The following is a 14,547-nucleotide window of genomic DNA, read 5'->3' on the forward strand; positions in this document are numbered from 1 at the left end:
CCGTCAGCAGCGGGGCTTTAGCGCTCGGCCTCGATCGGGGTCAGCCGGGGCAGAAGCAGATGCACCCAGCCCAGCGCGGCCAGATAGGCCGTTCCGGCGAACAGCAGCAGCGGCAGATAGCCGAGCCCCGCGGCCAGGGTCAGCCCGGCGATCTTGGCGATCGCCACGCCCCCCATATTGCCGCAAAAGGAACCGAACGACGTCACCCGGCCGACCCGGTGCTGGGGCACGATATCGGCGATCATCGCGAAGATGTTGGTGGAAAAGGCCTGATGCCCGGCCAGCGCCAAGGCCATCAGCGATACCGCGACCAGATAGCTATGCGTCAGCAGCGCCAGCGGGATCGGCACGACGGCCAGTGCGGCGGCCAGCAGCACGATCTTGCGCACCGCATTGACCGACCAACCCCGTCCGAGCAGCCGCGTCGGCACCAGCCCGCCGACCAGCGATCCGACAGCCGCTCCACCATAGGCCAGCGCCAGCGGTACGCCGAGCGCGACGCCGGACAGACCGAATTGCCGGTGGAAGAAGTCGGGAAGCCAGAACAGCAACAGCCACCAGGTCGCATCGGACAGCAGCTTGGCGCCCGCGACCGCCCAAGTGCGCCGATCGCGCAACAGCGATGCGTCGGGCAGCGGCTTGGCCGCATCGGCGACCCGGGGCGCGGCGAAGACGATCCCGCGTGCGGCGACGAGCCAGGTCGCCGCCCAGACCAAACCCACCAGTCCGACCGCGATGAAGGTCCCCCGCCAACCGAACGACAGCCCCATGACCGGAATGGCCAGCGGCGCCAGGATCGCCCCCAGGCTATTGGCGGCATTGCCCGCCCCGAACCCGGCAGAGCGCCAGCGCGGCGGCAGGACGGCAGCGACCGTCTTGATCCCGGTGGGCGTTCCCATCGACTCGGTCGCGCCCAGGGCGACCCGCACCGCGATGAACGCGCCCATCGACCGCGCCCAGCCGTGCAGCAAGGCCGCGATGCTCCATGCCGCGACCCCGATCGGGTTGGCCCAGCGCACGCCCAGCCGGTCGACGATCCAGCCGCTGAACAGGAACCCCACCGCCGCCCCGCCCTGGAACCAGGCGGCCAGCGTGCCGTAATCGTCGTCGCTCCAACCGAGATCGGCCGCGATCACCGGCTTGAGCACCGCGATCACCTGTCGGTCGACCAGGTTGAGCACACCCGCCGTGATGACCAACGCAAATAACAGCCCGCGATGGCGCGCGCTCAATTCCCCGACATGTCTCATGCGCGTATCATGGCGAGGCGCCGGGCAGGGCGACGAGACAGTTTCTCTATCGCACCGCCAAGCCGGTCAAAGCATCAGGGGCGCGTGATCGATCCGGGGCAGGACGTGGCGCGCGAACAGGTCGGCCTCCGCCGCATGCGGGTAGCCCGACAGGATGAACGCATCGATCCCCGCTTCGCGATACGCCAGCAGCTTGGCAAGAACCTGATCGGGGTCGCCGACGATCGCCGCGCCGCAGCCCGAGCGTGCCCGCCCGATACCGGTCCAGAGATTGGCCTCGACATAGCCGTCATCGCTGCCCTCGCGCAGTTCGGCCTGCCGCCGGACGCCGGCCGATTGCGAATCGAGCGAACGCGAGCGGATCGCCGCGCCGGTCGCATCGTCCAGCTTGGACAGCAGCCGGTCGGCGGCGGCACGTGCCTCCGCCTCGGTCTCGCGAACGACGACATGGACGCGGTAGCCGAAGCGCAAGCTCCGGCCACGCCGGGCGGCCCGCGCGCGCAGGTCGGCGACGATGCCGCGCACACCCTCCATCGTGTCGGGCCACATCAGATAGACGTCCGCGCCCTCGGCCGCCGCCTCGCGCGCGGCCTCCGACAGACCGCCGAAATAGAAGGGCGGACAGCGCCCGGCGACGGTCGTCACGCGCGGCGGATCGAGCTTCAGCTTCCAGAAGTCGCCGTCATGATCGAGCGGCTTTCCGTCCAGCAGCGTACGCAGGATATGCATCGCCTCGACGGTGCGCGCATAGCGGGGGGCGCTGTCCAGTGCCTCGCCGGGCAGATCGCTGGAGATGATGTTGACGGTCAGCCGCCCGCCCAGCATCCGGTCGATCGTCGCGATCTGGCGCGCAAGCTGCGGCGGCCAGCTTTCGCCGATCCGCACCGCCATCAGCAACCGCATCCGTTTCAACAGCGGCGCGATCCCGGCGGCGAAGGCGGTCGTGTCGATCCCCAACGCATAGCCCGAGGGCAGCAGGCAATTGTCGTAGCCTGCCGTTTCCGCCTGCAACACGATGTCGCGGCAATGCTCCCAACTGGAGCGCAGGGCCGGGTCGGGAACGCCCAGAAACTCGTAATCATCGTCGCACAGCGCCGAGAACCAGCTGATCTCGCAAGGGCCACGGGTTTCGATCATGGCAGGCGCTCCCCCATGCCCGCCTGGAGCACGGCATACCATTCGGCGCGGGTCCACTCGACGCGGTACACCTCCGCTGCCGCGCGGATGCGGTCGGGATTTTGCGATCCGATGATCGGAATGATCCGCGCCGGATGCGCCATCACCCAGGCCAACGCCGCCGTCGCCGCATCGACACCCCAGCGCTGACCTTGCTCCGCCAGCAATGCCTCGGCCGGGTGATCCCCCGCGACCAGCCGCCCGCCCGCCAGCGGCGACCAGGCGAGCACCGCCATGTCGCGCGCCATCGCCTGATCCAGCGTGCCGTCGAACAGCGGCGCGGAGTGCAGCGCCGAGAATTCCGGCTGGGTGGTCAGGATCGGCAGGCCAAGGAATGCGGCGAGCGCATCGACCTCGGCCGGGCTGTGATTGGACACGCCGATCCCGGCGACCTTACCCGCTTCGACCATGCGGGTCAGCGCGGCGGCGACCTCCTGCGGATGGGTCAGGAAATCGCGGCGATGAATCTGGTACAACTCGACCCGCTCGACACCCATGCGCGCGAGCGACGCATCCAGCGCGTGCGTCAGATATGCCGCGCTCGAATCATAGGGAAGGCCCGGCTGGATACCCCCCTTGGTCGCGATCACCATGCGGGCGCGCAACTCGGGCGCGTCTGCGACCACCCGACCCAGCAGCGCTTCGGACGAGCCGAACCCGCCATCGTCGACGCCGTAGATATCGGCCGTGTCGAACAGGGTGATCCCGGCATCCAGCGCCGCCTCGACACGGGCCCGTGCCGCCGAGACATCGTCGCCGGTAAAACGCCACATGCCCCAGGCTATTGGGGACACAAGGATTGCACTCTTGCCGAGTGGCCGTGCTTCGCGGGAAAGGCGGATCGTCGTCATCGGGCGTCGGAATGGCATAGGGACACGGGCAATGGTAGCCGCAATTCGGTACGGGATCGTCGGAACGGGCATGATGGGCGTCGAGCATCTGCACAACATCGCGCTGGTGCCGGGAGCGGAAATCGTGGCGATCGCCGACCCGGTGCCGCAGTCGCTCGACTGGGCGCGCGACGCGCTGGGGACGGCGGCGGCAGGCGTCACCGCCTATGACAGCGTGGAGGCCTTTGCCCGCGACGCTCGCGTCGACGCGGTCGTCATCGCCTCCCCCAACCACACCCATCGCGCGGTCCTGGAGCCGGTGTTCGACATGGATGCAGCGATCCTGTGCGAAAAGCCGCTTGCCACCACCATCGCCGATGCCCGTTGGATCGTCGAGTGCGCCGCTGCCCATGGTCGACCGTTCTGGACCGGCATGGAATATCGCTTCATGCCCCCCGCCGCCGCGTTTATCGAAGCTATCCATGGCGGCCGTATCGGCCGGTTGCGGATGCTGTCGATCCGCGAGCACCGCTTCCCCTTCCTGCCCAAGGTCGGGGACTGGAACCGCTTCGCGGCCAACACCGGCGGTACGATGGTCGAGAAATGCTGCCATTTCTTCGACCTGATGCGGCTGATCGTCCAGGCCGAGCCGGTGCGCGTCTATTGCTCGGGGGCGATGGATGTGAACCACCTGGACGAGCGTTATGGCGGTCGTAAGCCCGACATCATCGACAACAGCTTCACCACCATCGACTTCGCCAATGGAGTCCGTGCCATGCTCGATCTGTCGATGTTCGCCGACGGTGCCGAACATCAGGAGGAAATGAGCGCAACGGGCGACAGCGCCCGCCTCGATGTCCTGATTCCCCCCGGCGAGATGGTCTATAGCCCACGTGTCGGCTTTGGCGGAGAGAAACGTGTCGAGCGGACCCGCATCGCGATCGACCCAATGGCTCGCGCCGCAGGCAGCCATGAGGGCGCGACCTATTACCAGCATCTCGCCTTTGCAGACGCGGTGCGCGGCGACGGCCCTGTCCAAGTGTCGGCCAAAGACGGTCTTCGCGCAGTGGTGATGGGCGTCGCAGCGGAAATCAGCGCCCGCGAACACCGGGTGGTCGAGATTCGTGAGGTCGAGGAAATGCTGTAGTATAATGGCCTCAACGCGTTTGGCCGCTCACCGTGAACCCATTGAGCGTTTAGCAGGTCGCGGAAAAATGGGTTGGCGTTGCCCGCTGGAGGTGATTCATCGCGAATGAGGCGATACCGATCCCGATGCGCGGCGCTACCGCAAGAGTGCCGGCACGAGCGCCAGGCTGTGCTACATGGGCCATGTACTGATGGAGAACCGCCACGGGCCGGTGGTCGACACCGAAACCAGGCGCGCGGCCGGGTTCGCCGAACGGCTGACCGCTGTGGTGATGGTCGACGATCACGCCCGACACGAGGGGCGAAGCATCACGCTGGGCGCGGACCGCGCCTATGACACGCGCGACTTCGTGTCGGACCCGCGCGACCGGTGCGTGACCCCGCATGTTGCGCAGAACACCAGCGGTCGGCGCTCTGCGATCGACGGGCGTGCCAGCCGGATGTTCCGCCCCACAGTTCAAAGCCCCCGGCAAACCCAGGCAGCTTCATCCCGTCCTTCGGAGATCAGTTAGGCGTGATCGTGACGGAAACCGGCGTTAGTGAACTCATGGGAGGAATAGGAGAGTCGCAACGGAACGCGAGGCGCTAGCAGAATGGGTGGGGCGTGAGATCCTGCCGCACGAACGTGACCTGCGCGGCTGGTTGCGGCGTCGCCTCGTGCCGCCCGCCGACGTGGAGGACATCGTGCAGGAATGCTATTGCCGCCTTGCGCAACTCCGCAGCATCGAGGACATCGACTCGCCGCGTGCCTATCTGTTCACCATGGCGCGCAACCTCGTCCACCGTCAGCGTCGTCACGCGCGCGTGGTGCGGATCGAGTCGATCTCGGCGGACGAAGTGGGCGAACTCGCGAGCGAAAGTCCGTTGCAGGACCGCGTCGCCGTCGCGCGACAGGAGGTCGATCGCGTCCGCAGGGCACTCGCCACGCTGTCCGAGCGCGCGCGGCGTATCTTCGTCATGCGGCGCGTCGAGGGGCTCAGCCAGAAGGAGATCGCCGTCGCGCTCGGCGTGACGGAGACGATCGTGGAGAATGATGCCAGCCGTAGCCTTCGCGCGATCCTGCGCCATTTGACCGACGAAGAGGCCGACACGGCCAATTGCACCCGCGAAGGAGGCGATCGTGCCCGCACCCGGTGACGATGCCGCCGCCTGGGCGCTGCGCCACCCGCTCGACGCGGCGGGCGAGCACGCGCTGGAGGCCTGGCTGGCGAGCGACCCGCGCAATGCGGGCGCGCTGCTGCGCGCGATGGCGGCCCTGACCGTCGTCGACCGCGCCATCACGGACGACGCTGAGACCCCGCCCCATCGTGCTCCAGTCGCGAGATGGTCGAGCCGACGTGGCCTGCTGATCGGTATGACGGGCGCCATCGCCGCGAGCGTGGCCGGCCTGATCGGCTGGCGTCAGTTCGCCGCCGACCATGTCACGACCGCGCGCGGTGAGATCAGGCGCCTGCCTTTCGCGGACGGGTCCGTCGCCACGATCGACAGCGACAGCGCGCTTCGCGTCGTGCTGGCCAGCGAGCAGCGCTGGATCGCGCTCGACCGTGGCCAAGCCTGGTTCCAGGTCGCCAAGGACCGTTCGCGCCCCTTCGTCGTCGACGCCGGCATTGCCCAGGCGCGCGCGGTCGGCACCGCTTTTTCGGTCGAACGGCGCGACGACGGTGTCGAGGTCGCGGTCACCGAGGGTCAGGTGGCGGTCTGGCCCAGCGCGGCCAGCGGTACGATGACGATCCTGCACGCCGGCCAATATGCGCGTTTCCGGTCGTCCGACGCCGCACCGGTCACCGGCACCGCGCCCGCCGCGATCGAGCGCGCGCTGGCCTGGCGCGGCGGCGAGATCGCTCTGGAGAACGAAACCGTGGCCGCGGCGGTCGCCCGCTTCAACCGCTATAACCACCGCCAGCTTGTGGTCGACGACGCCGAATTGGCGCAGGAGCGGCTGATCGGCCTGTTCCAGATCGATCGCCCGGAGGATTTCGCCGCCTCGCTCGCTGCGTCTTTCCCTGTTGCGGTCACGAGCGGACCCGACACGATTCGGCTGGAGCGGAAAAAGTCGCCGCCATCCTGACGGAAGAGGCTCACGCCGAACTCAAGGGAGGTGAGCGCTTCGACAACAGGAGCGCCGCTCCCGGGAGAGGAACCCTATGTCACTCGCGCGTCATCGCCTGCTCGGCACCGCTGCCATCATCCTGTCGAACGCTGCCCTCGCGACCGTCGCCGACGCGCAGACGCGTCGCTTCGACGTGCCCGCGCAACCGGCACGCACCGGCATCCCGCAATTCGCGCATCAGGCGGGGGTCCAGATCCTCGTCTCGAGCTCCCTCGCCGAGAAGGCGACCGTCAATCGGGTCAGCGGCGCACTGGACGTGACCGAGGCGCTCCGCATCCTGCTCGCGGGGACCGATCTGGTGCCGGTGCGCGCGGGCGGCGCGATCATCCTGCGCCGCGCAGCCGCCAGCGCCGCGCTGATGCCCGTCGCGGTCCAGACCGAGGCGAGCGCCGCACCCGTAACATCCGTATCGGAAAATCCCCCCGAGGAGACGCCCCCGCAGGACATCGTCGTCACCGGTATCCGCGCGTCCCTGCAACAGTCGATCAACGTCAAGCGCGCCGCGTCGAACATCGTCGACGTCATCACCGCGCAGGACATCGGCAAACTGCCGGACCAGAATGTCGCGGAGTCGATGAGCCGGATCACCGGTGTCCAGATCACGCGCCGCGAGGGCGACGGATCGAACTTCACGGTGCGCGGCATCTCGCAGAACCGGCTGGAGATCAACGGCCGCACCTTCCTAGGCCCCGGCGCGGGCGGCAGCGCGTCGCTGGAATCGGTCAGCCCGGAGATCATCTCGAGCATCGTCGTGGCCAAGTCGCCGACCGCCGACATGCCCGAGGGCGCGCTGGGTGCGACCGTGAACCTGAAGACCAAGCGGCCGCTCGATCTCGCCGATCTCGTCGTCAGCGGGCGCGTCCAGGGCGCCTACACCGATCAGGCGGACCATCTGGGCTATCGAGGCTCGGCGCTGGTATCCAAGAAGTTCGGTGACAGCTTCGGCGTGCTGGCGAGCGCGGCCTATTCGAACACGCGGACGCGCGGCTATCAGTTCGACACCGGCGGCTGGACCCGCACCAACAATATCGACGGCAATGGCGACGGCGTCAACGATCCGGGACTCTATCGACCCAATCGCTACATGGCGCGGATCTTCGACCGCGCCGAACAACGGCTGACGCTCAACGGTTCGCTGCAATACCGACCGGTCGACCGGTTCGAGTTCATTCTCGACGGCACCTACACATGGCTCAAGCGCGAGCGCCAGAGTGCCAATTACCAGGTGCTGTTCAACGACAATGACGTGGGCGCCGTGGCCGATGAGAACGGCACCGTGGTCAGCGGCACGTTCAACAACGTCACCGTCCGCCCGCTGATCTATGACGAGCCGACCGAATTCAGGTCGACCAACATCGGCGGCTCGGCCAAATATGAGGGCGAAGTGGTGACGGTGCGCGCCGACGCCTCCTATAGCAAGGGGCGCGGCACGGACGGCGGGCCGGGTGCCTCGTTCACCTATGTCGTCGTCCCGCGCGCCGGGCGGGTCGCCAATGCCAGCTATGATTTCTCGCGCGGCGGCGCGGTGCCGAACCTTTCGCTGGGCTCGAACTTCGACCTGAACGACCCTGCCCAGTATCAGTTGGCATCGATCTTCGAGAACGACTTCGTCACCGACAATTCGGGCTATGATGCGCGGCTCGACTTCACCATCCGCACCGATCTCGGCCCGCTTCGGACGATCGAGGTGGGCGGACGGTACGAGAAGATCCAATTCTACTCCGAGGCGCCGCAGAACATTCCCACCGCGGCGAGCCTGCTCGGGCGCGGTGATCGCAACGGCGACGGCATTCTCACCGTCGATGAATTGCCGGGCCTGGTCTACGACAATCGCCAGGGCAGCTTCTTCCCCGGCGTCTCGGGAGATTTCCCTCGCGACATACTGGGCGGGGGCACCGACAAGGGGGCGGCGCGCGACGCCTTCGGGCTTCCGGTCCCCCGCGCCGACACCATCCCGTTTGGCCGCGTGTCGATCAAGGACGTCGATCAGGACACGCTGGCCTTCTACGCAAAGGGCAATTTCGCCGGTACGCTGGGCAGCATGCCGATCAGCGGCAATGCCGGCGTGCGCTACATCACCTTCGAGCGCATCTCGTCCGGTTTCCTTTCCGACACGCAGCCGACACTTTCGAAATCACGCTTCGACTACTGGCTGCCGAGCGCCAATGCCGCGCTCGATCTGCGCAGCAACCTGACCTTGCGCGCGGCAGCGGCCAAGGTGGTGGCGCGACCGAGCCTGAGCGACGTCGGGGTCAGCTTCGTGCCGCTGTTCGTGTCGCGGACCGGCTCGCGCGGCAACCCTGCGCTGCGTCCGTTCGAGGCGACGCAATATGACATGACGCTCGAATGGTATTTCGCCCCATCGAGCGCAATCACGGTCGCGGGCTTCTACAAGAACGTCGATTCCTTCACGATCAACCGCACGCAGAGCGAACTCGTCGCGGGTCTGTCCGACCAGATCGATCCCAGCACCGGCCAGCCCTATGGCCCGTTTCAGATCACGCAGCCGGTCAACGGGGAATCGGGCACGATCAAGGGGGTCGAGGTCGCGTACCAGCAATCGCTCCGCTTCCTGCCCGGGCTCCTCCGCAATCTCGGCGTCCAGGCCAACTATACCTTCGTCGACAGCGAGACGCCGCTGGTCGACGAGGCGACAAAGGCCCGCCTGCCGCTTCCGGGCCTGTCCAAGCACAGCTATAATCTGATCGGCTTTTACGAGGATTCCACCGTGTCGGCGCGCGTCGCCTACATCTATCGCAGCAGCTACCTGCTCGGCCAGGGCAGCGCGGCGGCGGGGGGCAGTTCCTATGTCGCCGGACGTGGCCAGCTCGACGCTTCGGGACAGGTCAATCTCACCCGTTCGGTTCGGCTCACGGTCGAGGCGATCAACCTGACCCGCGCGATGGATCGGCAATATCTCCAGACACCGCTGCGGCTGCTCAACGCCGCGCGCGAGGATCGCCGCATCTTCTTCGGCGTCGCCGCAACCTTCTGAGGATATCCGTCATGGCATCGCTTCGCCTCGCACCGCTGCTCCTCCTGCTCGCGGGCGCCGCCCCGCCCCCGGCCGAGCGGGTCGCCGACATCGTCATCTATGGCTGCACCGCCGGCGGCGTGATCGCCGCGATCGAGGGGCGGCGCCTTGGGCGCAGCGTCACGCTCGTCTGCCGCGACGCCTATGTCGGCGGCATGACCACCAACGGGCTGAGCTGGTCCGACACCGGCAACCATCGCGCCATCGGCGGGCTGGCGCTCGACTTCTATCGCCGTGTGAAGCAGCATTATGACGATCCGGCCGCCTGGACGCTCGCGCCGCGTCCCGCCCGCGCCGAGAATTTCGTCGACGACGGCGCGATGTGGCAGTTCGAGCCGCACGTCGCCGAGCGCATCCTGGAGGACTGGATCGCCGAAGCCGGGGTCACGGTCGTCCGCGACCAGCCGATCGATCGAAGCCTGCATGGCGTGGAGCGCAACGGGACCCGCCTGGTCGCGTTCCGCTCGGTCCATGGCCGTCGCTTCGCGGGGCGGATGTTCATCGACGCCAGCTACGAAGGCGATCTGATGGCGGGCGCCGGTGTCTCCTTCGCGACGGGGCGCGAGGCGAATGCGACATATGGCGAGACACTCAACGGGGTGCAGGCGCGCAACACGACCAACCATCAGTTCACGATCGATATCGACCCCTATCGGGTCAAGGGCAAGCCCGCCAGCGGCCTGCTGCCCCGCATAAGCCCGGCACGACTGGCCCCGGATGGCAGTGCCGACAGCAAGATCCAGGCCTATACCTATCGACTGTGCCTTACCGACGTGGCCGCCAACCGGCTGTCGCTGCCGCGACCCGAGGGCTATGACGCCGGGCAATATGCCCTGCTCCAGCGGTATATGGATGCGGGCTATCGCAACTTCTTCCAGAAGTTCGACCGCATCCCCAACGGCAAGGCGGACGTCAACAATTTCGGCGCCTTCTCGACCGACAATATCGGCATGAATTATGGCTACCCCCGCGGCAGCGACGCCGAGCGTGCTGCGATCGCGGCGGAGCACCGGCGCTATCAGCAGGGCCTGCTGTGGTACATGGCGAACGACCCGCGCGTCCCCGCCGAGACACGCGCGGAGATGGGACGCTGGGGACTGTGCAAGGACGAGTTCACCGCCAACAAGGGGTGGCCCCGCGAGATGTATGTGCGCGAGGCGAGGCGGATGACGTCCGATTTCGTGATGGCGGAACCGCATGTGAGAGGTCTGAAGCCGACGCCGCGTCCGATCGGCATGGGCTCGTACCAGATGGACTCCCATAATGTGCAGCGCGTGGTCGACGCGCGCGGCTTTGCGCGCAACGAGGGCAATATCGAGGTCGGTGTCGCAAGCCCCTACCCCATCGCCTATGACGCAATCGTGCCGCGACGGTCGGAGGCGACCAACCTGCTGGTGCCGGTCGCACTGTCCGCGTCGCACATCGCCTATGGCACGATCCGCATGGAACCGGTCTTCATGATCCTCGGACAATCGGCGGCAAATGCCGCCGACCTGGCGCTGCGTTCATCGCTTCCCGTGCAGCAGGTACCGTACGGCGCGCTTCGCGCTCGTCTGCTCGACCAGCGGCAGGTCCTGTCCTTGCCAAAATAGCGCGGCGGACGTCGCATGCTTTCCATTCGAGATTGCCGCCGGGCCAGTCTGCCCCGGCCCGGTGTGGGGATCAGCCCCCGCCCCCGGTCATCGGCCATGCCTGCATCGTCAGCTTCGCGCTGCCGCCCCGCGCGCTTGCGCTCCAGCGAAGCTGCCGGCCCCCGCGAAAGAAGCGGTCGGTGATGGTGCGCGTGCCGTCGCCGATGAAGACTTCGAGGATCGACTGATCGGCCAGCACGCGCAGCCTCACCCGTTTTCCCTTCAACTCGACCGGTGCGACATGGCGGTTGGCGAAGCCGTCGTGGAAATGCGGCCCCGAGCGGGTGCGATCGACGAACACCTCGTCGACGCTCGGGTTGACGCCGATCAGCGTCCGATAGCCTTGCTCGTCGGTCAGCGCGATCGTGACCTGATCGGCGGTGCCGGTGTCGAGGTCGAGCATCAGGTCGGCGGAACCGCCCGCGAGCGGCAGCTCGGTCGGCGTTTCACCGAGTGTGCCGGTGAACGTCTGCGGTGCCCCGCGCAGGCTGGCCACCTCGCGCACCGGCATTTGCGCGATGCGATAGCCAGCGGGCGTCTTCTTCAGCGTGACCTCGCGCGGCACGGTCATCAACCCGCGCGCCGGCCAGGTCGGGATCGCCTCCGCATAGCGCCAATCATTCGCCCAGCCGATCCAGATGCGGCGGGGATCGTCCTTGGGCAGGTCGTTCCACGACACGGCGGCATAGAAGTCCGCGCCATAGTCCATCCACTGCGCCTCGCCCGGCCAGCCGGGGACGGTGGTGAAGCGCCTGCCATCGAATTCGCCGACGAAATACTGGCCGCCCGATCCGCCGCCGACCGCATTGTCGCCCAGGTTGATGCCCAGCACCCAGCGCGTCTCGCCCGGCGCGCCGCCCTCGACCGGCAATTCGAACAGGTCGGGGCATTCCCAATTCTTCCCACGCCCGCCCGCAGGACCGAAGCTGCTGGCAAAGGTCCATTGCTTGAGATCGGGCGAGGTGAACAGGACAGCGCGGTTCTCCAGCGCCATGACCGCCACCATCACCCAGCGCTTCGTCGGCGCGTGCCAGAAGACCTTGGGATCGCGAAACTCGGGCGAACCGACGCTCAGCACTTCGCCATGGACGGTCCAGGTCCGGCCGCGATCGTTGCTGTACGCGACATATTGCGATTGCAGCTTCGCCTTGGGATTATGCCCGGTATAGATCGCGACCAGCGGCGGCTTGCCGTTCCGGCCGAAGCCGGTGGTGTTGTTCCAGTCGACCACCGCGCTGCCCGAGAACGCCATCACGTCGGCGGTTTCCGGAATGGCGATCGGCAGTTCTTCCCAATGGACCAGGTCGCGGCTGACCGCATGGCCCCAGCTCATGTGACCCCAGCGGTCGCCATGCGGGTTGTACTGGAAGAACAGGTGGTACTCGCCATCATAATAGACGAGGCCGTTGGGGTCGTTCATCCAGTTGCGCTCGGGCGCGAAATGATAGGTCGGGCGCGGATCGGGCCGCTGCGCCGAGGCATGGGTCGGCAGCATGAGGCCGACCATGGCGAGCAACATGAGCAATTTCATGCAGCCCTGCCCCCCAGATCCATATCCTCCAGCGCCACGCCGTTGGTCTCCGGCATCACGCGCACCGTCCACACCAGTTGCACCAGCATCATCGCGCCGAAAAAGGCGAAGACCCAGCCACCGACCGCGCTCGCCACGATCGGGAACAGCCAGGTGATCGCCGCCGCCGCGACCCAGTGGGTCGTCGATCCCAGCGCCTGCCCCTTGCCCCGCACCGCGCTGGGGAACACCTCCGAGATGAACACCCAGATCACCGCACCCTGGCTGATCGCGAAGGCGGCGATGAAGGCGAGCAGCCCCCCGAGGATCAGCGTCCCGTCCGGCGCGGCGCGTTCGAGCTGCCAGCCGACCAGCAGCAGGGCGGCGGCGCACACCACCGAGCCGACGATCAAAAGCGGCCGCCGTCCAAAGCGGTCGATGAAGAACAGCGCCGCCACGGTGAACAGCAAATTGGTGCCGCCGACGGCGATCGACTGCAACAGGGCGCTGTCCGCCCCGGCACCGGCAAGCTCGAAGATGCGCGGTGCGTAATAGAGCAGCGCATTGATGCCCGAGAGCTGATTGAACAGCGCGATGGCGATGGCGCAAGCCACCGGAAAACGATGCGCGCTCTGGAACAGCCGGGTATCGCTCCGCCCCGCGTCACGGCGCTCGGCGGCTTCGATCTTCACCAGCTCGGCTTCGGGGGACAGGAAGCCCAGCCGGGTCATCGCCGCCACCGCCTTGGCACGGTCGTTATGGATCGCCAGCCAGCGCGGGCTTTCGGGCAGGAAAAAGGTGACGGCGAGGAACAGCGCGGAGGGCAGCGCGACGATCCCGAACATCCATCGCCATGCGACCTCGGGCGGGAATGCTTGCGCGATCACATAGTTGCTGAGGAACGCGATCAGGATGCCGAGCACGATGTTGAGTTGGTTCATCGCCACCAGCCGCCCCCGGAAACGCGCAGGCGACACTTCGGCGATATAGATCGGGGTGACCACCGATGCCGCACCGATGGCAAGGCCGCCCAGGAAACGGAACGCGATCAGCATCGGCCAGCTTTGCGCCAGAGCGGTGCCAAAGGACGAAACGACATAGGCGATCGCGACCGACAGCATGATCGCCTTACGACCATAGCGGTCGGCGGGCGCGCCGGTGACCAGCGAGCCGATCACCGTGCCGATCAGCGCCGATGCGACGGTAAAGCCGAGCGACGCGTCGGTCAGCGCGAAGCGTTCCTGCAGCGCCTGCGTCGCGCCGGAGATGACGGCGGTGTCGAACCCGAACAGCAATCCGCCCAGCGCCGCCCCGGCGGCGCTCAGCACGATCGCGATCGTCGCCCGCGCATCGTCCACATCCTGCCGGCCACCCGGCGTCGCGATGCTATGCATCGACCGTCTCCTTGTTCGTGTTAGAGGGTTGGGCCATGCGCCAGTGCATCGGCCATCGGCGGGTCGCGGTGCGATAGGCGAGCGCCAGCGCGCCGGTCAGCCCGGCCGACGCCCCGGCAGTCGGCCCGACGACATAATCCTTCATGTCGATCATGCGCATGCTGGCATCATAGCCGGCCAGTCTCGCCAGCCCGGCTTCGGTGTCGAGGTGATGTAGCCGTAATCGGTCGCCAGCGGATTCCACGAAAGAGGCCCGAAGCTGCCGATCGAAAAGGCCGACAGGCCACCATGGCCCCGCTGCGCATCGCGAAAGAAAGCACTGGCCGCGCCCAGCGTCTCGGTCGGGGTCGTGGTCGCGATCCGGGTTTCGGCAAGGATCCTTCCGTCACGGTCGGCAACGGCGCACAGGAATTTGGTGCCCCCGGCCTCGATCCCACCGAGCAGCAGCGGTTCACTCACCACGGCC

At 67.2% G+C, this 14,547-nt stretch carries 13 protein-coding genes; 6 read left to right on the forward strand and 7 right to left on the reverse strand.

Annotated features, from left to right (window positions below; genetic code table 11):
* Positions 1-17: 17 nt before the first annotated feature.
* The 3 genes from OXQ33_RS06485 to OXQ33_RS06495 form a co-directional block, all read right to left on the reverse strand.
* On the reverse strand, positions 18-1,250 hold the full coding sequence (locus OXQ33_RS06485) for an MFS transporter (protein WP_267433880.1): 1,233 nt from the start codon (positions 1,248-1,250) through the stop codon (positions 18-20).
* Positions 1,251-1,316: 66 nt separating this feature from the next.
* Positions 1,317-2,387 (reverse strand): LLM class flavin-dependent oxidoreductase, encoded by a 1,071-nt coding sequence (locus OXQ33_RS06490; protein WP_267433881.1) that lies wholly within the window; start codon positions 2,385-2,387, stop codon positions 1,317-1,319.
* On the reverse strand, positions 2,384-3,277 hold the full coding sequence (locus OXQ33_RS06495) for an aldo/keto reductase (protein ID WP_267433882.1): 894 nt from the start codon (positions 3,275-3,277) through the stop codon (positions 2,384-2,386). The genes OXQ33_RS06490 and OXQ33_RS06495 overlap by 4 nt, the downstream gene beginning before the upstream one ends.
* 31 nt (positions 3,278-3,308) lie before the next feature.
* On the opposite strand from OXQ33_RS06495, the gene OXQ33_RS06500 reads away from it, so the two are divergent.
* The 6 genes from OXQ33_RS06500 (at position 3,309) to OXQ33_RS06525 (ending at position 11,138) form a co-directional block, all read left to right on the forward strand.
* Positions 3,309-4,403, forward strand: coding sequence for a Gfo/Idh/MocA family oxidoreductase (locus OXQ33_RS06500; protein ID WP_267433883.1), 1,095 nt, complete (start codon positions 3,309-3,311; stop codon positions 4,401-4,403).
* A gap of 175 nt (positions 4,404-4,578) precedes the next feature.
* Positions 4,579-4,914, forward strand: a complete 336-nt coding sequence (locus tag OXQ33_RS06505; RefSeq protein ID WP_267433884.1) for a hypothetical protein — start codon at positions 4,579-4,581, stop codon at positions 4,912-4,914.
* Between the two features lie 85 nt (positions 4,915-4,999).
* Positions 5,000-5,539: an RNA polymerase sigma factor gene (locus OXQ33_RS06510; RefSeq protein WP_267433885.1), complete on the forward strand. Its 540-nt coding sequence runs from the start codon at positions 5,000-5,002 to the stop codon at positions 5,537-5,539.
* Positions 5,523-6,470 (forward strand): FecR domain-containing protein, encoded by a 948-nt coding sequence (locus tag OXQ33_RS06515; RefSeq protein ID WP_267433886.1) that lies wholly within the window; start codon positions 5,523-5,525, stop codon positions 6,468-6,470. Before OXQ33_RS06510 ends, OXQ33_RS06515 begins: the two co-directional genes overlap by 17 nt.
* Before the next feature lie 76 nt (positions 6,471-6,546).
* Complete coding sequence (locus OXQ33_RS06520; RefSeq protein ID WP_267433887.1) at positions 6,547-9,507, forward strand: TonB-dependent receptor; 2,961 nt, start codon at positions 6,547-6,549, stop codon at positions 9,505-9,507.
* An 11-nt stretch (positions 9,508-9,518) separates the two neighbouring features.
* Positions 9,519-11,138: an FAD-dependent oxidoreductase gene (locus OXQ33_RS06525; RefSeq protein ID WP_267433888.1), complete on the forward strand. Its 1,620-nt coding sequence runs from the start codon at positions 9,519-9,521 to the stop codon at positions 11,136-11,138.
* A gap of 70 nt (positions 11,139-11,208) precedes the next feature.
* Here OXQ33_RS06525 and OXQ33_RS06530 read toward each other — a convergent pair whose 3' ends face one another.
* The 4 genes from OXQ33_RS06530 to OXQ33_RS06545 are packed head-to-tail and all read right to left on the reverse strand — an operon-like array spanning position 11,209 to position 14,540.
* Positions 11,209-12,708, reverse strand: a complete 1,500-nt coding sequence (locus OXQ33_RS06530; protein ID WP_267433889.1) for a glycoside hydrolase family 32 protein — start codon at positions 12,706-12,708, stop codon at positions 11,209-11,211.
* The gene (locus tag OXQ33_RS06535; protein WP_267433890.1) at positions 12,705-14,081 is read right to left on the reverse strand and encodes a sugar porter family MFS transporter; all 1,377 of its coding nucleotides are present in this window, start codon (positions 14,079-14,081) and stop codon (positions 12,705-12,707) included. Before OXQ33_RS06535 ends, OXQ33_RS06530 begins: the two co-directional genes overlap by 4 nt.
* Positions 14,074-14,235, reverse strand: coding sequence for a hypothetical protein (locus OXQ33_RS06540; RefSeq protein WP_267433891.1), 162 nt, complete (start codon positions 14,233-14,235; stop codon positions 14,074-14,076). The genes OXQ33_RS06535 and OXQ33_RS06540 overlap by 8 nt, the downstream gene beginning before the upstream one ends.
* Complete coding sequence (locus OXQ33_RS06545; protein ID WP_267433892.1) at positions 14,232-14,540, reverse strand: ROK family protein; 309 nt, start codon at positions 14,538-14,540, stop codon at positions 14,232-14,234. The genes OXQ33_RS06540 and OXQ33_RS06545 overlap by 4 nt, the downstream gene beginning before the upstream one ends.
* Between the last annotated feature and the right edge of the window lie 7 nt (positions 14,541-14,547).

This window comes from Sphingomonas sp. GM_Shp_1 (assembly GCF_026540895.1).
Classification (GTDB): Bacteria; Pseudomonadota; Alphaproteobacteria; order Sphingomonadales; family Sphingomonadaceae; genus Sphingomonas.